The sequence below is a fragment of the Pedococcus sp. P2_D7 genome (assembly GCF_056404295.1).
In genome coordinates this window covers 263333-287188 of the sequence record NZ_JBFUEH010000002.1, presented here as the reverse complement: position 1 = coordinate 287188, position 23856 = coordinate 263333, and the positions used below count along the sequence as shown (strand labels likewise).

General features: G+C 71.1%; 18 protein-coding genes and 1 tRNA gene. 5 read left to right on the top strand and 14 right to left on the bottom strand.

What is annotated here, in order from left to right:
- Nucleotides 1-51: 51 nt before the first annotated feature.
- On the top strand, nt 52-2472 hold the full coding sequence (locus AC1DWJ_RS04875) for a CHAT domain-containing protein (protein WP_477620127.1): 2421 nt from the start codon (nt 52-54) through the stop codon (nt 2470-2472).
- On the opposite strand, the gene cysE is transcribed toward AC1DWJ_RS04875, so the two are convergent.
- Nucleotides 2433-3032 carry a serine O-acetyltransferase gene (cysE, locus tag AC1DWJ_RS04870; RefSeq protein WP_457254213.1) on the bottom strand — a complete coding sequence of 200 codons (600 nt, stop codon included), beginning with the start codon at nt 3030-3032 and terminating at the stop codon, nt 2433-2435. The two genes, AC1DWJ_RS04875 and cysE, sit on opposite strands and share 40 nt — an antisense overlap.
- 44 nt (nt 3033-3076) lie before the next feature.
- Entirely contained in the window at nt 3077-4003 is a 927-nt protein-coding gene (gene cysK / locus AC1DWJ_RS04865; RefSeq protein WP_477620126.1) for a cysteine synthase A, read from the bottom strand.
- A gap of 285 nt (nt 4004-4288) precedes the next feature.
- Between cysK and AC1DWJ_RS04860 the strand changes: the two genes are divergently transcribed.
- A complete protein-coding gene (locus tag AC1DWJ_RS04860) occupies nt 4289-6634 on the top strand; it encodes a (Fe-S)-binding protein (protein ID WP_477620125.1) in 2346 nt (781 codons plus the stop codon).
- On the opposite strand, the gene AC1DWJ_RS04855 is transcribed toward AC1DWJ_RS04860, so the two are convergent.
- The 6 genes from AC1DWJ_RS04855 to AC1DWJ_RS04830 all read right to left on the bottom strand — a co-directional run bounded on the left by AC1DWJ_RS04855 (nt 6631) and on the right by AC1DWJ_RS04830 (nt 13659).
- Nucleotides 6631-7401 carry a lysophospholipid acyltransferase family protein gene (locus AC1DWJ_RS04855; RefSeq protein ID WP_477620124.1) on the bottom strand — a complete coding sequence of 257 codons (771 nt, stop codon included), beginning with the start codon at nt 7399-7401 and terminating at the stop codon, nt 6631-6633. The two genes, AC1DWJ_RS04860 and AC1DWJ_RS04855, sit on opposite strands and share 4 nt — an antisense overlap.
- 28 nt (nt 7402-7429) lie before the next feature.
- Nucleotides 7430-9862: a LuxR C-terminal-related transcriptional regulator gene (locus tag AC1DWJ_RS04850; protein ID WP_477620123.1), complete on the bottom strand. Its 2433-nt coding sequence runs from the start codon at nt 9860-9862 to the stop codon at nt 7430-7432.
- A 296-nt stretch (nt 9863-10158) separates the two neighbouring features.
- Entirely contained in the window at nt 10159-11088 is a 930-nt protein-coding gene (locus AC1DWJ_RS04845) for an ABC transporter substrate-binding protein (protein ID WP_477620122.1), read from the bottom strand.
- A 20-nt stretch (nt 11089-11108) separates the two neighbouring features.
- Nucleotides 11109-11900 (bottom strand): ABC transporter permease, encoded by a 792-nt coding sequence (locus AC1DWJ_RS04840; RefSeq protein ID WP_457254220.1) that lies wholly within the window; start codon nt 11898-11900, stop codon nt 11109-11111.
- Complete coding sequence (locus AC1DWJ_RS04835; RefSeq protein WP_457254221.1) at nt 11897-12544, bottom strand: ABC transporter permease; 648 nt, start codon at nt 12542-12544, stop codon at nt 11897-11899. The genes AC1DWJ_RS04840 and AC1DWJ_RS04835 overlap by 4 nt, the downstream gene beginning before the upstream one ends.
- Nucleotides 12541-13659 carry an ABC transporter ATP-binding protein gene (locus tag AC1DWJ_RS04830; protein WP_457254222.1) on the bottom strand — a complete coding sequence of 373 codons (1119 nt, stop codon included), beginning with the start codon at nt 13657-13659 and terminating at the stop codon, nt 12541-12543. Before AC1DWJ_RS04830 ends, AC1DWJ_RS04835 begins: the two co-directional genes overlap by 4 nt.
- Between AC1DWJ_RS04830 and AC1DWJ_RS04825 the strand changes: the two genes are divergently transcribed.
- Nucleotides 13658-15175 carry an aromatic amino acid ammonia-lyase gene (locus tag AC1DWJ_RS04825; protein WP_457254223.1) on the top strand — a complete coding sequence of 506 codons (1518 nt, stop codon included), beginning with the start codon at nt 13658-13660 and terminating at the stop codon, nt 15173-15175. The genes AC1DWJ_RS04830 and AC1DWJ_RS04825 overlap by 2 nt on opposite strands.
- Nucleotides 15176-15206: 31 nt before the next feature.
- Here AC1DWJ_RS04825 and AC1DWJ_RS04820 read toward each other — a convergent pair whose 3' ends face one another.
- From AC1DWJ_RS04820 to dcd, 4 genes are all read right to left on the bottom strand, one after another.
- A complete protein-coding gene (locus AC1DWJ_RS04820; RefSeq protein ID WP_457254224.1) occupies nt 15207-15788 on the bottom strand; it encodes a dienelactone hydrolase family protein in 582 nt (193 codons plus the stop codon).
- A 54-nt stretch (nt 15789-15842) separates the two neighbouring features.
- The gene (locus AC1DWJ_RS04815) at nt 15843-16484 is read right to left on the bottom strand and encodes an alpha/beta hydrolase family protein (RefSeq protein ID WP_457254226.1); all 642 of its coding nucleotides are present in this window, start codon (nt 16482-16484) and stop codon (nt 15843-15845) included.
- Nucleotides 16485-16573: 89 nt separating this feature from the next.
- Nucleotides 16574-17524, bottom strand: coding sequence for an aldo/keto reductase (locus tag AC1DWJ_RS04810; protein ID WP_457254227.1), 951 nt, complete (start codon nt 17522-17524; stop codon nt 16574-16576).
- Nucleotides 17525-17595: 71 nt separating this feature from the next.
- A complete protein-coding gene (gene dcd, locus AC1DWJ_RS04805) occupies nt 17596-18171 on the bottom strand; it encodes a dCTP deaminase (RefSeq protein ID WP_457254228.1) in 576 nt (191 codons plus the stop codon).
- Nucleotides 18172-18286: 115 nt separating this feature from the next.
- On the opposite strand from dcd, the gene AC1DWJ_RS04800 reads away from it, so the two are divergent.
- Nucleotides 18287-18360: transfer RNA gene (locus AC1DWJ_RS04800), tRNA-Gly, on the top strand.
- Nucleotides 18361-18436: 76 nt separating this feature from the next.
- On the opposite strand, the gene AC1DWJ_RS04795 is transcribed toward AC1DWJ_RS04800, so the two are convergent.
- Nucleotides 18437-21826 (bottom strand): beta strand repeat-containing protein, encoded by a 3390-nt coding sequence (locus tag AC1DWJ_RS04795; protein WP_477620121.1) that lies wholly within the window; start codon nt 21824-21826, stop codon nt 18437-18439.
- Between the two features lie 158 nt (nt 21827-21984).
- Nucleotides 21985-22641 (bottom strand): hypothetical protein, encoded by a 657-nt coding sequence (locus AC1DWJ_RS04790; protein WP_457254230.1) that lies wholly within the window; start codon nt 22639-22641, stop codon nt 21985-21987.
- Between the two features lie 183 nt (nt 22642-22824).
- Between AC1DWJ_RS04790 and AC1DWJ_RS04785 the strand changes: the two genes are divergently transcribed.
- The gene (locus AC1DWJ_RS04785) at nt 22825-23814 is read left to right on the top strand and encodes a universal stress protein (RefSeq protein WP_457254231.1); all 990 of its coding nucleotides are present in this window, start codon (nt 22825-22827) and stop codon (nt 23812-23814) included.
- Nucleotides 23815-23856 lie beyond the last annotated feature (42 nt).

Here is a 23856-nt window from a genome sequence, read left to right as displayed (position 1 = left end):
TCACTCCGTCGCGCCCTGACGCTCTCGGACGGCCTCGCCGCCGACGACCGGGTGCCGACCCGTGCCCGCCTCCTCATCACCCTGGCCTGGCCGACCCTGGCGCTACACGGGCTCGACCAGGCGCTGGAGATGCTCCGGGAGTCACGGGCCCAGACCGACTCGCCCCGCCTCCGGGCGCTGAGCTGGATCCAGGAGGCGGTCGTGCACGTCTCCTGCCAGGACTGGCGCTCGGCCCTGGCTGCCCTCGACAAGGTCGGGGACGGGCACTCCCTGCTGACGCCCGGCGAGGAGGTGGCCTCCCGCATCAACGGCGGACTGGCCCACCTCTCCCTGCTCGAGCTGGCCCCGGCCCGCGCCGACCTCGAATCTGCCCTGCGGGTCAGCGTCGAGCACGGGCTCGCGGAGCAGGAGTTCAAGGTCCGCCACAACCTGGGCTGCCTCGAGTACTACGCGGGCCGGCTCCCCCAGGCGATCGAGCTGATGCGCGAGGCCGACGAGATGTCGGTGCCGGTCGGGCGGGTGCGGGCGCAGCACGACCTCGCACTCGTGCTGCTCGAGGTCGGGCTGCTCGACCAGGCCCGCGAGACGCTCACTCGCGCGCTCGACGAGACCCGACGCGACCGCCACCGCCTCGAGGAGGCCGACCTGCGGCTCGACCTCGCGACGACGGCGATGCTGCGTGACGACCTGTCGACGGCGCGCGAGCACCTCGATGCCGCCGTCGCGGCCTTCCGCGCCCGCGGTGCCACCGAACGCCAGCGCAGCGCAGCCCTGCTGCGCGCCTCGGTGTCCCTCGCCGAGGGAGCGGTGCCGCGCGGCCTCAACCGCACCCTCGCGCCGTGGCTCGACGTCGCCCGGCCGGTCACGCCCGACGAGCGCCTCGCCGCGCGGGTCCACGTCGAGGCGCTGCTGCTGAGAGGACAGGTCGACGAGGCCGGGTATGCCGTGCAGAGACTGAGCGGCCGGGTGCGCCAAGGCTTCGCCGCCGACATGCACGACCGACTCCTGGTCGCGAAAGTCGCTGCGGCCCAAGGAAACACCGTCAAGTCGCGGCGGGCAGTCCGTGCCGCGATGCACCGGCTCACCGAGCGCCAGGCACCGAGCCAGAGCGTCGAGATCCGGTCGGCCCTCGCGCTGCACGGTCGGCGGCTGGCCGACTTCGACGTCAACGACGCCCTGGCGAGCGGCTCTGCGCCCCGGGTCTTCGACGCCGTCGAACGCTGGCGGGCGGTGTCCCACCGCCTGCCCCTGCTCTCGGCGCCCCAGGACCAGCGGTCGGCGGAGCTGCTGGCCGAGCTGCGCCAGGCCCGTCGCGAGGGCGTCTCCCCCGGTCAGGAGGGCGCCCGCCAGCGCGCCCGCGCGGCGCGCCTCGAGTGGGAGGTGAGCCGCCTCGACTGGACCCGCGTGGCCCAGGACGACGTCGCGGCGGCGGGTGCACCGCTCGGCCACGGCACGACCCGCGACCTGCTCCGCGCCCGTGGGGAGCAGGCCCTCGTGTGGGTGGCCCAGGAGGGGGAGGAGTACGTCCTGGTCGTCACCGAGCAGGGCAGCCGGCTCCACCACGTCGGCCCTGCCGCGGAGGTCGCGGCCTTGGCCGACCGGCTCACCCGCGACCTGCGGGCGCACGCCTTCGCGAGCACCAACCCGGCGATGGAGGCTGCCGTGGGGCGCGCGGTCGCCGGCTCCGTGGCGGCCCTCGACCAGCGGCTGCTCTCTGACCTCCGTCTGGGCGACGGTCCGGTGGTCGTGGTCCCCGGCCGCACCCTGATGGCGGTCCCGTGGGGCATGCTGCCCAGCCTCGCCGGACGACCGGTCACGGTGGCCCCCTCGGTGACCCGGTGGGCCACTCCGCTGCTCTCCCCCGGCCCGCAGACGACAGGTGCACTCGCCGTCACGACGCTGACCGGCCCTCGGTTGCTCCGGGCCGGCGCCGAGTCGGCGGCGGTCGCCGAGACGTGGCGGTCGGTCGGGGCCGACTCCCAGGGACACTCCGCGGCGACGGCTCAGTCGGTGCGTGACGCCCTGGTCAGCGGAGGAGTGGTGCACATCGCGGCGCACGGCACCCACGAGCCGCAGAGCCCGTGGTTCTCCTCGCTGCACATGGCCGACGGCCCGGTCTTCGCCCACGAGCTCCCGCGTCCGGCCACCGCGCCCCACGTCGTGCTCTCGGCCTGCGACGTCGGCCGGCTCGACCCCCGGCCCGGCGACGAACCGCTCGGCCTCACCGCCGCACTGCTGGCGCTCGGGGTGCGTAGCGTGGTCGCCCCGGTCGCACCGGTGTCGGACGTGGTGGCGGAGCAGGCGATGGTGGCCTACCACCACCGGCTCGCCTCAGGCCGGACCGCCTCCGAGGCGCTCGCTGAGACCCTCGCAGAGCACCCGGCCGCAGGGGCCTTCTGCCTCTTCGGCACGGACTGGCGACCCGACCCCTCTCAGATCCAGAGGGCCGGGTCCTTGAACATCGCCTCGTAGGGGTCCTCGTGGCCGTGCGGGAACCGCACCGTCGCGGGGATCCCGGTCGCGATGGCTCCGGCCGGGATGTCCTTGACCACCACGGAGTTCGCCCCGATCTGCACGTCGTTGCCGATGTGCACCGGGCCGAGGATGCGCGCGCCCGCGCCGATCGTCACGCGCGAGCCCACCGTGGGGTGTCGCTTGACCCGCTGCATCGACCGGCCGCCGAGGGTGACCCCGTGGTAGAGCATCACGTCGTCGCCGACCTCGGCCGTCTCGCCGATCACGACACCCATGCCGTGGTCGATGAAGAACCGGTGCCCGATCACCGCGCCGGGGTGGATCTCGACGCCGGTCACCGAGCGCACGAAGGTCATCACGACCCGCGCGACCGGCTTGGTCCACCCGCCGCGCAACCACAGCCGGTGGGCGAACCGGTAGGCCCAGATCGCGTGCAGTCCCGGGGCGTTCAGTGCCACGTCGACCCGGGAGGTCGCCGCCGGGTCGCGCGCGATCGCGGCGTCGAGGTCGTCGACGATGCGGTTGCGTGCGCGCCTGGCGTAGAGAGCGAGGGTCATCGGGTTCCGTTGCAGCAGAAGGGTTGTCGCCGGGTCAGTCGAGCTCAGTCGAGCAGGTCGGAGAAGAGGATCGTCGAGAGGTAGCGCTCACCGAACGACGGGATGATGACGACGATCGTCTTGCCGGCGTTCTCGGGACGGGTCGCCACCTGGTTGGCCGCCGCGAGCGCGGCGCCCGACGAGATGCCGACCAGCAGGCCCTCCTCCTTGGCAGCCCGCTTGGCCCACTCGACCGCCGTCTCGGCGTTGATGTCGATGACCTCGTCGTAGACGTCGCGGTCGAGGATCTCCGGGACGAAGTTGGCCCCGATGCCCTGGATCTTGTGGGGTCCGGGCTGGCCGCCGTTGAGGATCGGCGACTCTTCGGGCTCGACGGCGATGATCTGCACGCCGGGCTTGCGGGACTTCAGGACCTGGCCGACGCCGGTGATCGTGCCACCGGTGCCGATACCAGCGATGACGATATCGACCTGGCCGTCGGTGTCCTTCCAGATCTCCTCCGCGGTCGTCTTGCGGTGGATCTCCGGGTTGGCCTCGTTGGCGAACTGCTTGGCCAGGATGCCACCACGCTCGGCCGCGACCTCCTCCGACTTGGCCACCGCACCCTTCATGCCCAGGGCACCCTCGGTGAGGATGAGCTCGGCGCCGTAGGCCCGCAGCAGCGCGCGTCGCTCCTTCGACATGGTCTCCGGCATGGTGAGCACGACGTTGTAGCCGCGGGCTGCTCCGACCATCGCGAGCGCGATGCCGGTGTTGCCGGACGTGGCCTCGACGATGGTGCCACCGGGCTTCAGCGCCCCCGCCGCCTCGGCGGCGTCGATGATCGAGACGCCGATGCGGTCCTTGACCGAGGAGGCCGGGTTGTAGAACTCGAGCTTCCCGGCGACGATCGCGTCGCTGTCGATCAGCCGGTTGATCCGCACCAGCGGGGTGTTGCCGATGAGCTTGGTGACGTCGTCATAGATGGGCATGCGAGCTTCCTTGCGTCGGTATGCCGCGGGCGAACCGTGGCGCGCGGTCGTGGGCTGTCGTCGGGTTCAGCGAACCCGACGTTATGCATATTCCAACAGATCGTTATGTGTGTTGGCAACGAGCGCCCGGTGGGCGGGCAACGGGCGCCAAGTAGGCGGGCACGGATCGCGCACCGGGCGGGCGCCGACCGGGCACTCGGGGCCGGCCGCGCGGCATACAGATCGTCTTTGACGCACCTCACACAGACGCTGAGCAGGCGCTTACTGGCCAGTAGAGTGACGGCCATGTCTGTGCTCCAGATCGTCGCGCTCGTCGTGTGCCTCGCCGTCGCCCTCACGGGCATTGCGTTGTTCGCCAGGGTGATCCGGCAGTTCCTCGCCGTCTTCCGCCTCGGCCAGCCCGATGCCACCCGCACCGGTGACAAGGGGGCGCGGACCGTCACGCTGCTGCGCGAGTTCCTCGGGCACACGCGGATGTCGCGGCTGCCGGTGGTGGCGGTCGCGCACTGGTTCACGATGGTCAGCTTCGGAGTGCTGTTCTTCACCCTGCTCAACGCGTTCGGCCAGCTCGTCAAGGCCGACTTCACGCTGCCGGTCATCGGACACTTCTTCCTCTACGAGTGGGTCACCGAGTTCTTCGCCTGGACCGGGCTCGTGGGCATCGTCACGCTGATGGTCATCCGGCAGAAGAACCACCCGCGCTCGGCCGCCGGAGAGGGTGGTCGGCGCTCGCGGTTCTTCGGGTCGACGTTCTGGCAGGCCTACTACGTCGAGCTGACCATCCTCGGCGTCACGATCTGCATCATCAGCCTGCGAGCGCTGGAGTACGCGCTCGACTTCAACGGCGGCACCACCGGCTTCTCCGGGAAGGGTCACGCCGACGCCCTGCACTACCCGCTGACCGGGTGGCTCGGCGCGATGTTCAAGGGCTGGTCGGTGTCCCGCCTCGAGGACGTCATCGTGGTCGTCGCGGCGGTGAAGATCCTCATCTCGTTCGCGTGGATGATCACCATCTCGCTCCAGCCCACCATGGGCGTCGCCTGGCACCGCTTCCTCGCGTTCTTCAACATCTTCCTCAAGCGCCACGCCGACGGCCGCACCTCGCTCGGCGAGCTCCAGCCGCTGATGGTGGGTGGGGCTCCAGTGGACTTCGAGAACATCGAGGACCTCGATGAGGACGCCGCGCTCGGCGTGGGCAAGGTCGAGGACTTCACCTGGAAGGGCCTGCTCGACTTCACCACCTGCACCGAGTGCGGACGCTGCCAGAGCCAGTGCCCGGCCTGGAACACCGACAAGCCGCTGTCGCCCAAGATGCTCGTGATGGCCCTGCGCGACCACGCGCACGCCAAGGCGCCGTGGCTGCTGGCCAGCGAGTCCGAGCGCGAGGGCCTGGGCGAGGACGCGGCCAAGCTTGCTGAGGTGCCGCTCATCGGCGACACCGGCTACGACATCAGAAACCCGCTCGGGGCCTACAACCCGCACGGACCCGACGCCGTCATCGACCAGGACGTCCTCTGGTCCTGCACCACCTGTGGCGCGTGTGTCGAGCAGTGCCCGGTGGACATCGAGCACGTCGACGCCATCGTCGACATGCGTCGCTACCAGAACCTCATCGAGAGCGCGTTCCCGAACGAGCTCAACGGCCTGTTCAAGAACCTCGAGAACAAGGGCAACCCGTGGGGCATGGCCGCGCGCGCCCGGCTCGACTGGGCCAAGGACCTGCCGTTCCCGGTGAAGATCCTCGGCCAGGACGTCGACTCGGCCGACGACGTCGACTACCTCTTCTGGGTCGGCTGCGCCGGCGCCTACGAGGACCGCGCCAAGAAGACCACCCGCGCGGTCGCGGAGCTGCTCGACCAGGCCGGGGTGTCGTTCGCGATCCTCGGCGACGGCGAGTCGTGCACCGGCGACTCCGCGCGACGGGCCGGCAACGAGTTCCTCTTCCAGATGCTCGCCCAGCAGAACGTCGAGACCCTCAACGAGGTCGGCGCCACCAAGATCGTCGTGACCTGCGCACACTGCTTCAACACCATCAAGAACGAGTACCCGCAGCTCGGCGGCAAGTACGAGGTGGTCCACCACACCCAGCTGCTCAACCGGCTCGTCCGGGAGAAGAAGCTCGTCCCGGTGGCCCGTCCGGCCGACGTGCCCGGCAAGTCGTCGAACAAGGACGTCGCCTCCACCGCGGAGACCGTGACCTACCACGACCCCTGCTACCTCGGCCGGCACAACGGCGTCTACGCCCCGCCGCGCGAGCTGATCGGCGCCCTGCCCGGCGTCGAGCTGCGCGAGATGGAGCGCACCAAGGAGAAGTCGTTCTGCTGCGGCGCCGGCGGGGCCCGGATGTGGATGGAGGAGAAGCTCGGCACACGGATCAACACCAACCGCACCGAGGAGGCCATCGGCACCGGCGCCGAGCGGATCGCGATCGGCTGCCCGTTCTGCCGCGTGATGATGTCCGACGGCCTCACCGCTGCCCAGTCCGAAGGCAAGGGTGCGGACGTCGAGGTCGTCGACGTCGCACAGATGCTGCTCGCCGCGGTCAAGCGTCGCGACGACGGCCAGCCCACCGAGCCCGAGACCGTCGAGCCCGAGCCCACTCCAGACCCCGAGCCCCAGCCCGTCGCCTAGCGGGGGGTGTCGGCGCGGCTGACGGCTGCCTCGTCGAGCACGCGGGCGTCGGCCGGCGTCGGGGCGGCCCCTCCGCGACCGGCCGGCCACCACCACGCGTGGGCCGGGTCAGCCGGTGGCTGCGGGTAGCGGGCGACCAGCTCGTCGACCATGACGCTGAGCCGGTCGTGGAGCCGCTCGGTGAGGGCGTCGGCATCCTCGCCCGGCAGCGGGACGAGGGGTGCGCCGACGACGACCTCGACGGCCGTGCCGCGCCGCAGTGAGTAGCGGCCGTCGACGGTGAGGATCCGGTGGATGCCCCAGTGCGCGACCGGGACGAGTGGTGCACCGGTGGCCAGCGCCAGGTAGGCGGCTCCGCGACGGAAGTCCTCGACGCCCTTCACGACGAAGGCCCGACCGATGGTCGCCTCGGGATAGACCCCCACCACCTCGCCGGACTGCAGCGCGCGCAGGGCCTGTCGGGCGGCGAGCTCCCCGTGCGCCCGGTCGACGGGGAGGTGGGCCATGCCACGCATTACCGGACCCGACAGGCGGGAGCGGAAGACCGACTCCTTGGCCATGAACCGCACCAGCCGTCCGCGCTGCACCGCCGCGAGCCCGACGAACATGAAGTCGAGGAAGCTGCTGTGGTTCGCCACCACGACCACCGGCCCGGTCGAGGGCAGGTGCTCGGTGCCCGACACCCGGATCCGCAGCCCGAGCGCCCGGAACATGACGCGGCACAGCCGGATGACGATGCGATAGGTGAGGTCGGGCACGAGGGTCATTCGTCGCCGCGCCCCCACCGGTTGTCGCTCAGGCGATCTCGACCATCAGCGCGGCGAGCTTGGCGCGCGACGCGATCTCCAGCTTGCGGAAGATGTGGCTCAGGTGGGCGTCGACCGTGCGCGGCGACACGAACAGCTGCTCGGCGATCTGGCGGCTGGTCAGCCCCTCGGCGACCAGCTCGGCGACGGCGCGCTCGGCCCGGGTCAGCACCCGCAAGGGGGTCGGCGCCAGCTCGGCCGAGTCCTGGCTGCCGACCAGGCCGGTCACCGCCGCCACCCCGGTGCTGGTGAGCTGTCCGGCCGACACCCAGCCTGCCGGGCAGTCCTTCGGCGACCCCGTGGCATACGGCACGCCCGGGCGCCCACGCCCGACCGCGCGGCGACTCGCGCGCAGTGCCTCCGCGGCGCCCGCGATGGACCGGTATGCCGCCGTGCCCGACTCCGCGGCGATCGCCGCCACCCCGTCGAGGGCGTCGGCGGCGCGCAACGGAAGGGGCACCTCGACCGACCGGCGCAGCACCGAGAGGTAGGAGGGTCGTGCCTGGGCGGGCTCGCCGAGCGCCATGAGGGCATCGGCGACCAGCAGCCGGGCCTCGACGGCGTCGCGGCCGAGCTTGCTGCTGTCGGCGAGCACGACGATGTCGGCGGCGCGACCGGCGGCGCGGGTGGCGTCGCCCTCAGCCAGCAGCTGGCGCGCGTCCTGGAGCTGGACGACGAGGCGCACCGCCCACGGCAGGGTCTCGGTGTCGACCTTCAGCCCCGGTCCACCGGCGACCATGCGGTGCACCGTGTCGGCCAGCAGGGCGATGCGGTCCTCGCGGATCTCCTCGGCCTGGGTGCGGGCGAAGGTCGCCAGCGAGGCGGCCTCGACGAGGCGACCCTGCTCCCAGGCGATCTTGGCCTGGAGGGTGCGAGCCGACAGCGCGATCCAGAGCTCGTCGGCCGGGGGCGAGTCGACGATGAGGGTGGCGAGCTCCTCGGCTTCGGCGAAGTCACCGGCCGAGACGCAGACGTCCATCAGGGTGCGCCGCACCTGGCGGATGACGTAGGGGTCGCCGCCCCCGAGGTCGAGGGTGCGCTCGGCATCGCGGCGGGCCGAGAGGAGGTCGCCCGCGTCGAGGTGCATCTCGGCGCGGATCGCGGCGTTGCGGGCCAGCTCGAGGTCGCGCGTCGCACTGTCGAGGGCCGAGGCGTGCTCCTCGGCGCGATCGAGGAGGCGAAGCCCTTCATAGGTGCCACGCACCTCTGAGGCGCAGATGCCGGCCCGGCGGGCGAGCTGCGAACCGATGATCGGCGGACCGTCTCCGCTGGCGAGCGCGGCCTCCATCATGTCGAGCGCCTCGCGGGGCCGCATCGCGGCGGACAGCGAAGGGAAGGCCCGGTTGGCGATGGCGTAGCCGCGCGGTCTGGTCGCGTCGACGGCGCAGGCCTGGCGGACCGTGGAGTCGACGAGGGCGAGCTGGCTGAGGAACGGCTCGTCGGCCGACCCTGCGTTCACCGCCTTGGGCACCACGCGGTCGGCCCAGGTGAGCAACCCGTCGAGGGCCCTCGCCGCGTCGTCGGTCTCGCGGGCGAGCCGTCGTCCGGCCTCGCGCATCGGGGGCAGCAGGTCGAACCGTCCGTCGGGCTGCACCTCGACCAGGCTGCGGCGGGCCAGGGCGGCCGCGAGCTGGACCGCCTGCGGGCGCCCGACGCCGCACACGTCGGCCAACACGTCGAGACCGACCGGGCGACCGATGACGGCCAGCCGGCGGAAGCACTCCTGCTGCGCCGGGTCGAGCAGGTCGTAGGACGCGCGGACGGCGTCGGCGAGGGTGTTGGTCGGCGAGACGTCGCTGACCCCGACGAGCGCGATCTGGACGGCCAGCTGTTCGATGAGCGAGGGCAGCCCACCGCTGGCGCGCAGGAGTCCGCGCAGGATGCGGTCGTGCTGGTCGAGGTCGACCGAGTGACCGCCCGCGGCCGCGACCCGGGCGAGCAGCAGCTCGATGGCCGGCCCCTCCAGGGGTTGGCGGGCCGAGGGCACGGGGAGCGGGGACAGCCGGAGCACCTGCTCGTGCGGTCGCCCCGAGACGGTGGTCGCCGTGCACAGGAGGCGCCAGTCCTCGGCGTCCTCGATGAGGTCGTTGAGCAGCTCGCCGAGCCCTTCGATGGCGTCCACGCCGTCGAGCACGACCAGGGTCGTGCGTCCGTCGAGCGCGCGCTTGAGGGCCAGCGTGGGCGAGTCACCCGGGGCGACCTCGGCGTCGAGCGCGTCGAGGCAGGCGGTGACGAGCGAGTCGACGTGCGCGTGCTGGTGCCCGGTGACCCAGGCGACGGCACCTTCACCGCTGACGGTGTGCCGGGCGACCAGCGTCTTCCCGCACCCCGGGGCGCCGGTCAGCGTCACCCACCGGTTGCTGCTGAGCAGGAGCCGAAGGCGTTCGAGGACGTCATCACGACCCACGCACGGAGTCAGCACCCCGACAGGCTATCCCGTACGTCAGGGGGAATATCGGTGGTTTCACCGATGCCTGCCCAGGCCCCACTCCGCCACTCTGGTGGCAACGGAGATCACTGGGTCCGAGGTCACGTGAGGCGCGGAGGGGCGCTTCCCGAGATTGCGGAACGGGGATTGGCAGACCGGGGGGTCATGCCGAAAGGCCGGGTGCGGGTCCGGGGGGACACCGCACCCGGCCTTCATCCGTCTCCGGGGAGGATCGGGATCGATCGGTCAGGTCGGACTGGTCAGGCCCTGCTGGGCCTGACCCTGCTGGGTCAGGCGAGGCCCGCCTTGGTCAGGAAGTCCTTGGCCACGGTGTCGGGGTCCTTCTTGTCGACGACGACCTGCTTGAGCAGGTCGGACAGGGTGGCCGTGTCGAGCTTGCCCGAGACGGCGTTGAGGGCACCCTCGATGGTCGGGTTGCTCTTGCCCTTGGTGATGAGCGGCACGACGTTCTGCGCGGCATACATGCTCTTCGGGTCCTCGAGCGCGACGAGGCCGTTCGCCGCGATGCTCGGGTCGGTGGTGAACAGGTCACCGGCGTCGATCTGGCCGTTCTTCAGGGCAGCCAGCGTGAGCGGGCCACCGGCATCGAGCGGGCGGAACGCCTTGAACGTCAGGCCGTAGATCTTCTTGAACCCGGGGATGCCGGTGTCGCGGGTCTTCCACTCCGGCGGTCCACCGACGGTGAGCTTGTCGGCCTTGCCGGCGAGGTCGGCGATCGACTTCACGCCCAGCTCGTCAGCGCGCGACTTCTTCATGACGAGGGCGTCCTTGTCCTCGGCCGCCGACTTGTCGAGCACGGTGAGCGTGGCCGGGACGGAGGCCTTGAGCTCGGTGTAGACGGCCTCGGCGTCGGTGCCGGTCTGGCCCTTCTTGAAGTAGTCACGAAGCACGCCGGTGTACTCGGGGATGAGGTCGATCGACCCGTCCTGGAGCGCGGGGATGTAGGCCTCGCGGGCGCCGATGTTGAGCTTCTTCTCGACCTTGACACCCTTGGCCTCGAGGGCCCCGGCGTAGATCTCGGCGAGCAGCGCGCTCTCGGGGAAGTCGGCCGAGCCGACCTTGATGGTGCTGCTGGCAGCGCCGCCCGAGCTCGAGCTGGAGGTGGTGGCAAGCGGGTCGCCACCGGAGTTGCCGCACGCCGCGGTGGCCATGAGGGCCGCCGCCGTGGCGATGGTCAGGGTGATCTTGGTGAGCTTCACGGTCCCGCTCCTGCCGTTGTTCAAGGGGTTTGAGCATCCACCGTACGTGGCGACGACGGAATGTCTACATCGAGGGGGGTATTACCTTGGTTACGGTTCGGTGACCGCCGCAGCGAGCCGCGCGCGGGTCCCGCGCCGCGACCGGTCAGCCCGGGCGAGACGACGTAGCGCTGCACCACCGCGAGCAGCAAGTCGACCACCAGGGCCAGGACGGCGACGAGCAAGGCGCCGCCGGCCATCTGGGGGTAGTCGCGGATCTTCTGGCCGTCGATGAGGAACCGCCCCAGCCCGCCGGTGCCGGCCACGGCGGCCAGGGTGGCGGTGGCGATCACCTGGAGGGTGGCCGAGCGGAACCCGGAGAGGATCAGCGGCAGGGCGTTGGGGACCTCGACCTTGCCGAGGACCTGCATGCCGGTCATGCCCATGCCCTTGGCCGCGTCGCGCGCCGCCGGGTCGACCCCCTCGACCCCGGCGTACGCCCCCGCCATGAGGGGCGGGATCGCCAGCACGATGAGGACGATGAGGCTGGGCACGAGGAACGCCGAGTCGCCCTTGAGCTTGGGGAACAGCCACAAGACCATGAGGTAGAGCAGACCCAGGCTCGGGATCGCGCGGGCGGCGCCGGCGAGGTTGACGACGAAGAACCGGCCGCGACCGGTGTGGCCGATCGCCAGTCCCACCGGGATGGCGATGAGGCTGGCGAAGAACAGGGAGATCGCGGAGTACCAGAGGTGGGTGAGGGTCTGGCCCGGGATGCCGTCGGGACCCGACCAGTTGAGCGGGTCGGTGAGCCAGGTGATGACGCCGTTCATGCGCGGCCTCCCGTCGCCCGCTGCCACGGCGTGAGCAGTCGCGCCAGGAGGATGATGATGCCGTCGAAGAGCAGGGCGAGCACGACGCAGCCGATGATGCCGACGACCAGCGGGTCGTAGAAGTCGCGGTTGAACCCGTCACTGAACAGCAGCCCGAGCTGCTGGACCCCGATGATCGTGCCGACGCTGACGATGCTGACATTGCTCACCGCGGCGACCCGCAGCCCCGCCGCGATCACGGGGACGGCGAGCGGGAGCTCGATCGCGAAGAACCGCTTGCCCCGGGTGTAGCCCATCGCGGTCGCGGCGTTCTGGACGTGGTCGGGGACAGCGCCCAGGCCGTCGGCGACGGTGCGCACCAGGAGGGCGAGGGTGTAGAGGGACAACGCGATCACGACGTTGACCGGGCTGAGGATGCCGTAGCCGGTGAAGAGCGGGAGCATGACGAACAGCGCGAGGCTGGGGATCGTGTAGAGCAGCCCGAACCCGGCCGTGAACGGGGCGTAGAGCCACGAGTAGCGCCGCGCCAGCCAGCCGAGCGGGAGCGCGAGCAGCAACCCGACCACCAACGGGATGCCCGCGAGGTAGGCGTGGGTCCATGCCAGTCGTAGGACCTCGGGGACGTGGTCGAGGAACCAGGTCATGCCGCCGGCGCCCCGGGGTTGTCGGGGTTCGCCAGCTCTGGGCGGCTGGTCTCCTCGATGGCGGTGAGCACCTCGTGGGCCTTGACCGTGCCGACCAGCGCCCCGGTGTCGTCGACGATCACCCCTCGCCTGCTCGGGCTCGACAGCGCGGCGTCGAGCGCGGCGCGCAGCGGCCCGCTCGCCCGCGCGACGGTGCCGCCACGGTGGAGGGTCTCGCTGCGCACCTCGCCCTTCAGGCGAGCCGGCTCGACCCACCCCAGCGGGTGGTTGTCGTCGTCGACCACGAGCACCCAGTCGGCGTCGATGGCGTCGATCCGCTCCCCCATGGAGACGGTGCGCTCGGACGCGAGCGGGAGCCGAGGGGTCTGCTGGAACGACAGCGCGCGGTAGCCACGGTCGCGCCCGACGAAGTCTGCGACGAAGTCGTCGACCGGGTGGGAGAGCAGGTAGGCCGGTGCGGCGATCTGGGCGAGGTGGCCGCCGACCTTGAGCACGGCCACCTGGTCGCCCAGCTTGATGGCCTCGTCGATGTCGTGGGTGACGAAGATGATCGTCTTGCCGAGATCGCCCTGCAGGCGCAGGAACTCGTCCTGGAGCTGCTCGCGGACCACCGGGTCGACGGCGCTGAACGGCTCGTCCATGAGCATCACCGGCGGGTCGGCCGCGAGCGCGCGGGCCACCCCGACGCGCTGCTGCTGGCCGCCGGAGAGCTGGGCGGGGTAGCGCTTGGCGAAGGCCGGGTCGAGCCCGACCCGCTCGAGCAGCTCCATCGAGCGCTTGCGGGTCTCGGTCTTGTCCATGCCCAGCAGGCGCGGGACGGTCGAGACGTTGTCGAGGACCGTGCGGTGGGGGAAGAGGCCAGCGTGCTGGATGACGTAGCCGATGCCGCGGCGCAGCTCGGACTCCTTCATCCGCCCGGTGTCCTTGCCGTCGAGGGTGATGGTGCCCGAGGACGGCTGGATCATCCGGTTGATCATGCGCAGGGACGTCGTCTTGCCACAGCCGGACGGGCCGACCAGCACGGTGATCTTGCCACTGGGAGCCTCGAAGCTGAGGTCGTCGACAGCCACGGTGCCGTCCGGATACTTCTTGGTGACACCGTCGAAGGCGATCATGCGGATCAACCTAACCCAGCACACCGACAAGCGACACCGGCAGGCGATACTTGGCGACGTGACGCAACCGGTGCACCTCGACGGCCACAGCCTCGACCTCGACGCGCTGGAGCGGGCGGCTCGCGGAGCGCCCGTGACCATCGACCCGGCGGCCATGGCGGTGGCCCGGACCTCGCACCGCAATGCCGCTGAGGTCAGCAGGATCCGCCCGGTCTACGGCCGCACGACCGGAGTCGGGGCGGCCCGCGACGAGAGCACCGACTCCAAGGTCGACCACGGTCTGCGGCTGCTGCGCTCGCACGCTGCCGGGTGGGGTGAGGCGATGTCGCCGTCCGTCGTGCGGGCCGCGTTGGCGGTGCGGGCCAACCAGATCCTCGCCGGGGGATCGGGCGCGAACCCCGCGCTCGCGCAGGCGCTCGCTGACCTCGTCGGTGCGCCGGAGGGCGACCTGCCCGTGGTGCACCGCTACGGGTCGCTCGGCACCGGTGACCTCACCGCGCTCGCGGAGGTCGGCCTGGCGCTCATCGGCGAGCGTGAGCGGGCCGGCGGCGCCAAGCGTTCCGTCGTGCAGCTGACCTCGGCCGACGCCCTCCCGCTCATGTCGTCCAACGCGTTCGCGATCGCGGAGACCGCGCTGCACGCCGCGTCGCTGCACGAGCTGGCGCGCGCCGCCGACACCGTCTGTGCACTGAGTTTCGTTGCACTGCAAGGCAATCCAGAGGCGGTGAGTGAGACGGCCGCCGCCGCGACTCCCTTCCGCGGCGCCCAGGAGGTGATCCGAGTGCTGCGCGAGCTGCTCGACGGCCAGCCCGGCGAGCCGGCCCACCTCCAGGACTTCTTCGGGCTGCGCACCTGGCCGCAGGTGCATGGTCCCGTCCTCGACACCGTCCTCGACCTCAAGAGCGTCGTCGAGACCGCGGCCAACACGGCCTCGGAGAACCCGCTCTTCACCGGCACCGACGGCGCGCCCGAGGTGACGCACCACGGCGGGTTCCACGCGGCATACCTGGTGTTGGCGGTGGACACGACGTTGTTGGCCCTGACGCGTTCGGCGCAGGCGGTGCAGTCCCGGATCAGCCACACGCTGACCGACTCCGACAGCGGGCTACCGCTCTTCCTGTCGGACTCGACGATGGGGTCGTCGGGGGTGCTCATCGCGGAGTACGTGGCCGCCTCGGCGCTGTCCACGATCCGAGGCGTGGCGTCGACGCCGTCGAGCGTGCAGACGGCCGGGGTGTCGGCCGGGATCGAGGACGACGCGTCGTTCGCCGGGCAGGCGGCGTTGCGGCTCGGGGAGGCGACCGCCGCCTACCGACGGATGCTGGCCGTCGAGCTCGTGTGCACGGTGCGGGCGTTGAGGATGCGCGGCGTCGTGCCGGTGGGTGAGCTGGGCGAGGCGTTCGGGCGGTGCGAGGCGCTCCCCGCAGGCATCGAGGACCGCGACCTGTCACCCGAGCTCGAGATCGCCGAGCACATCGTCGAGCGGTATGCCGTGTCGACGCCCGAGGAGCGCTAGGCGCCTCCGCGCGACCCGCAGTCAGGACCCGTCAGGTCACGCGGTCGAGGAACTCGAGGACCCGGTCGGTGAGGACCGCGGCCTGCTCGGCGTCGTAGCTGGAGATGCTGTTGTCGGCGAAGAGGTGCGCCCTGCCGGGGTAGACGAAGAGCTCACCGTCGGCGGCCTCCTCGACCAGCGCGCGGGCGGCGTCGAGGTCACCCTCGCCCGCGAAGAACGGGTCCTCGTCCATGCCGTGCACCTGCACCGGCACCTCGTCGGGCCAGCCGTCGTCACTGAACTCCGACGGTGGCACGCACGACTCCATGAGCAGCGCGCCCTGGGCACCCGGACGGGTCTGGGCCAGCAGCTGGGCGGGCATCACGCCGAGCGAGAAGCCGGCCCAGACGACCTCGGCAGGCAGCGCCTCGCCCGCGGTCTTGCCGCGCTCGAGGATGGTGGCGAAGCCGACCTGCTTCAGGTAGGCGAGGCCCTCGTCGAGGGTCTCGAAGGTCTGGCCGTCGTAGAGGTCGGGGGTGTGCACCGTGTGGCCGGCGTCGCGGAGGGTCTCTGCGAAGTCGGTGATCCCCGTGGTCAGCCCCTGGGCGTGGTGGAACAGCACTACCTCGGCCATGTCGTCTCCCCTGTCACGTCTCGTCGGTGGGCCCCAGCTGAGCCCTTCCCGACACTATGGCGTGAGGGTCCGACAGGGCTGGTCGAGCAGGTGGCCGACGAGGAAGGCAGCGGCTTCGCGGTGCCAGCGCGGGGCCTGGCGGAGCATGGCGTGGCTCTCGCCCTTGACGGACTCGTAGCTGACCTCGGCCCCGAGCTCGGCCATCGCCGTGGCCATCGCCCGCGACGCGCGTGGGGAGGTCATGCGGTCGAGGGTGCCGTGCATGAAGAGGACGTGGAGGCCCGGGTGGGAGCGCGGCTGGTCCCTGGGCTCGACCCACGGGGCGAGCGCGGCAATGGCGTGGATCCGCTCGTCGTCGGCGAGGTGGAGTGCGACGCGGCCGCCCATCGAGTGGCCGAGCAGCCCGATCGGCACGCCGGGGTACTTCGCCTCGATCTGCTCCAGGGCCAGGCGGGTGTCGGCCAGGGGGCTCTGCTCGGCACCGTTCCAGCCGCGCACCGCATACCGGAGTGACGCCACGGCGATGGAGCCGGCGCCGGCCTCCGCGATGACCTTCGCGAACGGCGCCATACGCAGCACGGCTCCCTGCCAGGGCCGCACGGGTCGGCGGCTGCGCGACTTGCCACCGTGGAGGACGAGCACCACGGCACGCGGCTGGTCGACCTCCGCCGGCCAGAGCAGTCGGGGTGCGGACACCGGGGCCTCCTTCAGGTTTCGCGAGCTGTGTCAGTCGTTCGGAGCGGTGGCCCTGCTGGATGCCACGGCGCCCTGGGCCGGCGCCACGGTCACCAGGCGTCGTCGAGCGCCTTGCGCTGGTCGGCGGTGAGGGTGAGCCGCGCGGCGTCGAGGGCCTCGGCGAGCTGGGCGGGTCGGCTGGTGGCGACGATGGGGCGGATCGCCGGGCTGCCGCCGATCATCCAGGCGAGCACCACCGAGCTCTTGGTGACGCCCAGCTCCTGCGCCACGGCCGCGATCGCGGCCTTGCGCCGGTCGCTGCCGAGGTGGTCGAACGCCTCCTCCGGCTCGCGGTCGTCGCGGTCGTAGGACCCCTGCATCAGCGGGCTGTAGGCCCAGGCCTCCCACTGGGCGTTGGCCTCGAGGTAGTCGATCGTCTCGTCGGTAATCCAGCCCATCCGGTGGTCGTGGCTGTGGTCGCGCACCATCGGTCGGGGCTGGAGGTAGGAGTAGCGGAGCTGGAGGGTGTCGGCGGCCGGGAGCCCTTGCGCCTCGGCGTGGGAGCGGGCGCGTTCGGCCCGCCAGACGGGCCAGTTGGACAGGCCGATGCGGTCGATCCGGCCGGCCGCCGCGTGGGCGCCGAGGGTCTCGGCGACCTCCTCGGCCGGCACGTCGCGGTCGTCGCGGTGGGCGAAGAACAGGTCGACGCGGTCGAGGCCGAGGCGCTCGAGTGACGCCTCGAACTGCCGGTCGATCGCCGCCTTGGCCAGGCCGGTCGTGGGGCCGGGGAAGACACCGGGGGTGACGGGCTCGCAACCGGCCTTGGTGGCGATCTTCACGCGGTCACGCAGGCCCGGGCGCTGGGCGAGCCAGCGACCGATCAGGGCCTCGCTGTCACCGCCGGCGCCGGTGTCGCTGAGCCAGAACGCGTAGCAGTCGGCCGTGTCGATCCACATCCCACCGCCGTCGACGTACTGGTCGAGCAGGGCGAAGGAGGTCGGCTCGTCGATGCGGGTGCCGAACTCCATGGCGCCGAGGGCGATTCCCAGGTCGTGGCTCATGCCTCCACTCTGGTCCCCCACCGTCCGGGACGCACGCGCCGGGGTGCGCCCGCGGCATACCTCGGCTGCGGTCAGACCTCGGTGGTGTGGAAGTTCTTGAACGAACGGCTCGCGGTCGGGCCGCGCTGGCCCTGGTAGTGCGAGCCGTACTTGGCCGAGCCGTAAGGGTTCTCGACGGGCGAGCTCAGGCGGAAGAAGCAGAGCTGGCCGATCTTCATGCCCGGCCACAGCTTGATCGGCAGGGTGGCGACGTTGCTGAGCTCGAGGGTGACGTGGCCGGTGAAGCCGGGGTCCACGAAGCCGGCGGTCGCGTGGGTGAGCAGGCCGAGGCGGCCGAGGCTCGACTTGCCCTCGACGCGAGCCGCGACGTCATCGGGGAGCGTGACCGTCTCGTAGATCGACCCGAGCACGAACTCGCCGGGGTGCAGGATGAACGGCTCCCCCTTGTCGACCTCGACCAGCCGGGTGAGGTCGGGCTGGTCCTCAGCGGGGTCGATGAAGGGGTACTTGTGGTTGTCGAACAACCGGAAGTAGCGGTCCAGGCGCACGTCGATGCTCGACGGCTGGACCATCTCCGGGTCCCAGGGGTCGAGGACGACTCGTCCGTTGTCGATCTCGGCCTTGATGTCGCGGTCGCTCAGCAGCACGGTGAGAGACTAACGCGAGGGGTATGCCGGGGGCCGTCAGTCTCGTGCGCGCGTTCGGTTAGACTTCCTGCCGCACCGCCCCGTGGGCGGTGTTCGCTCCGCCTCAGTGGGGTGCGCCGGTGTAGCTCAATGGTAGAGCGCCAGCTTCCCAAGCTGGACACGCGAGTTCGATTCTCGTCACCGGCTCCACAGGAGAGGACCCCGACAGACTGTTCTGTCGGGGTCCTCTTCCTGTTGGTCAGTTGCCGAGGCGCTCCGACCTTGCCTAGCGGACGACCTCGACCTTCAGCACCTGGGTCCGGCCGCCGACCTGCATACCGATGTTCCAGTAACGCTGCTTCAGCATCGCGCTGCTGAAGGTCACGCCGAGTGCCCAGCGGTTCGGGCCGGTCTTGACGAACTTGTTGTCCAAACCGCGCGGCGCCCGGGGGTACGGCATCGCGTCGACATACCGCGGCTGACTCGTCGCGGCGGCCAGCATCGTGTAGGTGTGACCCGCCTTGACCCGGTACATGCCATTGCTGAAGGTCGCGCCCTGGATCACGAAGCTGCTCACCTTCGCCGTGAGCCGGGTCGTCGAGACGTTGCCAGCCTTGTCCATCGCGGTCGCGGTGTAGACCGCCGTGCCGCCGCTGACGCGCCAGCTGATGGTGCACGACCCAATGCCCGAGAGTCCGTCGCGAGCGGTGCATCTTCCGACCGGCGCGGCTGCAAAGTACGGCGTCTGGGTCGAGACTCCCGTGACCGCCACCGTCGGGCGCGTCTGGTCGAGGTTGATGCCGGTGACCGAAACGGTCGCTGCGCCACCGTCGACAGCAGTGATGGTGCGAGAGACCGACTGCGCCGCGCCGTTCCTGCTGAGCGTGACCGGTTGCGGGCAACTGGAGACCAGTGCGGCGCCGTTCGGGGTGCAGGTGAAGCTCACCGTGACCGCACTGCGGTACCAACCGCTCTTGCTCTTGGGCTGAGCGCTGGTGAGCGTCGCCGTGATCCCCGGGCTGCGACGGGTCGTGGTGGCCGACGAGGCAAGGAAGCGGGAGTCGCCCTGGTACTGGACGGCAACCTCGTCAGCCTTGTCGGTGGGGAGTGAGTAGCTCAGCGTTGCGACTCCTGCGGCGAGCGTCGCAGTCCCGATCGGCATGCCATCGACGGTGAACCTGACGGTGCCGCTCGGGGTACCCGAGCCGGGAGCTACCGGGGCGATGCTGGCCGTGATGCTGCCGGCTCGCACGGTGATGGTCGGTCGCGTCGCAGCCTGGTCGACGACCAGGGTCTGAGGCGTAGCGCTGGAAGGTGCGTACTTCGTGGCCGCGAGCGGCTCGAAGACCGCCCCGACCTGGTGTGCGCCGGGCGTGAGGATCCCCAGCGCGGGGCTGGTGGCCCGGCCGTTGTTCACGGTGACGGGTGCGCCGAGGTTGGTGCCGTCGACGGAGAACTGGATGCTCCCAGCCTGGCCTCCGCCCACAGTTGCCGTTGCGGTTGCGGTCTGGCCGAAGACCGCCACGGGCGGGCTGAGGGCGACAGAGAGCGAGGTCGGCGCGAGCGCGACGGTCACGGTCTGGCTCACTTCCGGAGCGGCGGCGTAGTCGGCATTGCCACTCTGGTCAGCGACGACGACGCAGCTGCCCGCCTGGTCGAACGACAGGGTCGTCCCGACGATCGAGCAGGCCGAGCCGGTCGTGGACGGTGCGACCGCGAAGGTGACCGGGCGGCCCGACGCGCCCCCCGTGGCGGTGAGGCTCTGCGTGCCCCCCACGGTCGCCGGAGAGGTGAGCGGGGCAAAGGTGATGGCCTGCGCGCCCTGGCCGACCGCGACCGTCTGCTGTGCCTGAGGAGCGGACAGGTAGTCGGCGTTGCCGCCCTGGTCGGCGTCCACGACGCAGGTGCCGACGTGGTCGAAGGTGACGGTCGAACCGCTGATCGAACACGTGGAGGTGCTGACGGCATCGATGGAGAAGGTCACCTCGTTGGCCGATCCGCCGCCGGTGGCCGCGACCGGGTAGGTGTCGCCCGGCACGGCAGCGCTCGGGGCCGCGGTGGTGAACGTGATGGCCTGCGCGCCCTGGCCGACGGCGATCGTCTGCTGTGCCTGAGGAGCGGACAGGTAGTCGGCGTTGCCGCCCTGGTCGGCGTCCACGACGCAGGTGCCGACGTGGTCGAAAGTGACGGTCGAACCGCTGATCGAACACGTGGAGGTGCTGACGGCATCGATGGAGAAGGTCACCTCGTTGGCCGATCCGCCGCCGGTGGCCGCGACCGGGTAGGTGTCGCCCGGCACCGCAGCGCTGGGCGCCGCAGTGGTGAACGTGATGGCCTGCGCGCCCTGGCCGACGGCGATCGTCTGGCTACTAGTCGCATCGGGGGAGGCCCCGTTGCTCGCGCTGACCGTGAAGGTGGAGGCTCCGGCGCTGGTGGGGGTGCCGGAGAGCACTCCGGCGCTGGTCAGGGTGAGCCCTGCCGGAAGGACGCCGGAGGCCAGGGCGAAGGAGGGGTTGGGGTATCCGGACGCGGCGAACGCGTACGAATAGGCGGCCCCGACCGCGCCGGTGGTGGGTGCCGCTGCCGCGGTGAACTGCGGCGCGACTGTCTGGTAGGTGAACGCTCCGACCGCGGGGAGGGTGACTCCGCCTGCTGTGGTCACGCTGACCGGTTGCTTTCCGGAGGGGGGTGTCGTCGGCGCGGGAACAGTGGCCACGACCTGCGTGTCGCTCGAGGACGTCACCGACGCGGCATATCCACCGATGGTCACGGTCGCTCCCGCGAGCCCGGTGCCGTCGATGGTCACCGAACTACCGGGAATCCCGGACGCGGGCGAGGTCGCGGTGAGGTGTGCGGGGTAGGACAAGGTGACGAAGCCGTCGCCGCCATGGCCGGAGACTGCACCGGTCAGCGTGCCCGCGAAGAATGAGCCTCCACCGCCACCGCCGCCATTGTTGCCGTTGTACCGGCCGCCACCGCCGCCGCTGTAACCACCACCGCCGGCGCCTGCGAACCCAGTCGTCCCGCCGCCACCGCCGAAGCCGCCGGCCCCACGGCTGCCGCTGCCTGCGCCGCCGGCCGCGCCATTCGCGACGGACTGGCCGCCTCCGCCCTGGAAGCTCCCACCGTTGGAGAGCAGGCCGCCGCCACCGCCAGCGGTGCCGGCACCGCCGCCATTACCGCCAGTGCCTCCCGCGCCGCCGCCGTTGAGACCGGGCGTGCCGGAGGTGCCGGTGCTGGCCTCGGAGGGGAACGTGTTCGATCCCGCGCCTCCGCCGCCGCCCGCCGCAGCAAGGATGCCGCCCTGGTCCGCGGTCCTGTAGATGAATGACCCACCGCCGCCGCCGGCCCCGGCCTGGTACACCAGGCCGTTGCGGCCCATGCTGCCGGCGATGATGTGAAGCGTTTCGCCAGGGGTCACCGAGATCGTGCCGGTGAGTTCGGCTCCGCCCCAGCCCCCGCCGTATGCCGCCCCGCCCTGAGCGCCGCTGATGTCGACGTAGACCTCCGTGATACCTGCGGGGACGGTCCAGTTCTGGACGCTCCCGGTGGCGAAGAAGGTCTGGGCCGTGTCAATGGGGGCTGCGAAGGACGGAGTCGCTGCGACGATGGCCGCGGCTGTGATGGTGCTGACTGCGACACCGGCGGCTAGCAGGCGGCGATGAACTGAGTTCATGAAATGTGGATACTTTCGGTCAAATAGCAGAAGTCGGGCTCGCCGAGTAGAGCAGCACTCAGGGCCGCTCGTTGAGTTTTCATGAAGTTGGGGCCGGACGGGTGAGCTTGGATGGCCTGAACGGCAGCTGAACCGGCCGACTGTGGGACAAACCTGGGTCAGGGCGTGCCAGGTCGGTGCGTGAGAAGTCGTTGCAGGGCCAGACCCGTGACCAGGGCGACGGTCGTCGCCATCGCGCCCGCCGCGACCAGTCCGATCAGGACGACCACAGCAGGTCGCTGTCCTGGGTGCCACAACGGCGTGGCGATGAGCAGGAAGGCAACGAGACCTGCGAGCCAAGCAGCCGCTGTGGTCGCGATCCACGTCCAGGCTTTGCCGACGTGTCGTCGGAGCTCCAGCCATTGTGCGGTGCCGATCGACGCGAGCAGGACTGCCCCGGCCACTGTGCCGGCCAGCACGACCGGTACGCGTGGGGCCTCCACCAGCCGCGCCCCCAGGGTGGACGGCAGCATGCCGAGCACGTAGGCGAGGGCAGCGGCGAGGGCCGTCAGGCCCGCGAACCGTGCTGAGCGCAACCCGGGAATGGATGGAGCCAGTGCGTGCGCCTGGGCAGCGCCGAGCATCACACCTTCCACCGCTCCCGCCGCCACCATCGTCGGGATGGCCGCCCTGGAGGACCATTCCGCGCTGACCACACCGAGTACCGCGGGCGCGACGAAGCCGACCAGCTCCCCTGCGACAGTCCACCTCACCCACCGTCCGAGCAGCCGGTCCGCGGAGCCTGGCAAGCGGGCCACCGGCCTGTGCGTGTTCACGTTGACGTCCTGACCTGTCCGGTCCTGCCACTCGTCGTGCGTGCGGCCAGCCTCCTTCTCCCGCCCCCAGCGGCACAGGGCACTAGGTCCCGCCCGGTCACGGCACGGGGACCTATGGCCCTTCCTCCGCATCGGCCGCCCGGGCACGGTGGAGGTGAAGCCCCCGGGAATCAGGAGTGCACCATGAAGACGAACGCCCGCCCCGTCATCGTCGGCGTCGACATGTCCGGCACGAGCGACCTGGCCCTCGACTGGGCCGCCACGGAGGCCGCGCGACTCGGCCGTCCCCTGCTGGTCGTTCATACCTACTCACCGCCGCCCTACCCCGCCCTGCGCGCCGGCGGAGCCGCCGGCGCAGGGATCGCCGACCTGGACGAGGCGTTGAAGGACGTCGCCGAGCATGCCGCGGCCACCTGCGCAGACCGAGCCCGAGCCGCTCACCCGGGTCTGGCAGTCCAAGCGGTCATCGGCGTCGGGCTTCCGGGCACGATCCTGGTCGAGGCCTCCATCGACGCCGAGCTGGTCGTCGTCGGGGCCCGCGGCCTTGGCGCAGTCCAGGGCATGATCTTCGGCTCGGTCTCAACGCAGGTCTGTGCCCATGCCCACGCTCCTGTCATCGTCGTGAAAGAAGCCGCCTCTCACACCCTCACCGACACACGGATCGTGGTTGGCGTGGACGGTTCCGAGACGTCGCAAGCGGCGTTGGCCTTCGCCTTCGCCTTCGCCTCCTCCCGCAGGGCCGGCCTCACCGCCGTGCACACCTGGCAGGTCGAAGGTGACGAAGGAGCGGCCGCCTCGATGACGTCGTCGGTCGACTGGACCCAGCTCGAACAAGAGGAGCGTTCCGTCGTCGCGGAAGCCCTGGCCGGGTATGCAGATCAGTACCCCGACGTCGATGTGCGACGCCACGTCCCCCAGGGTCACCCCGTCAAGGAGCTCGCACGATTGAGCGAGAACGCCTGTTTGCTCGTGGTCGGCACCCGAGGCCGCGGCACGGTGTCGGGGTGGCTCAAGGGATCGGTGTCGCAGGGGGTCCTGCGGGCAGCGCACTGCCCCGTCGCGGTGGTCCACCCGGATAACCCTGAGACCAATGACGCCACGGGACGCCCCGGCGGGGCCAAGGAACGCCACGGCTTGCACCTGCCTGTGCTTCCCGTGCGAGAACCCGTCTGACCCGGCCGCGATCTGCCGGTGCCCGCTATGCCCTGCCCCATG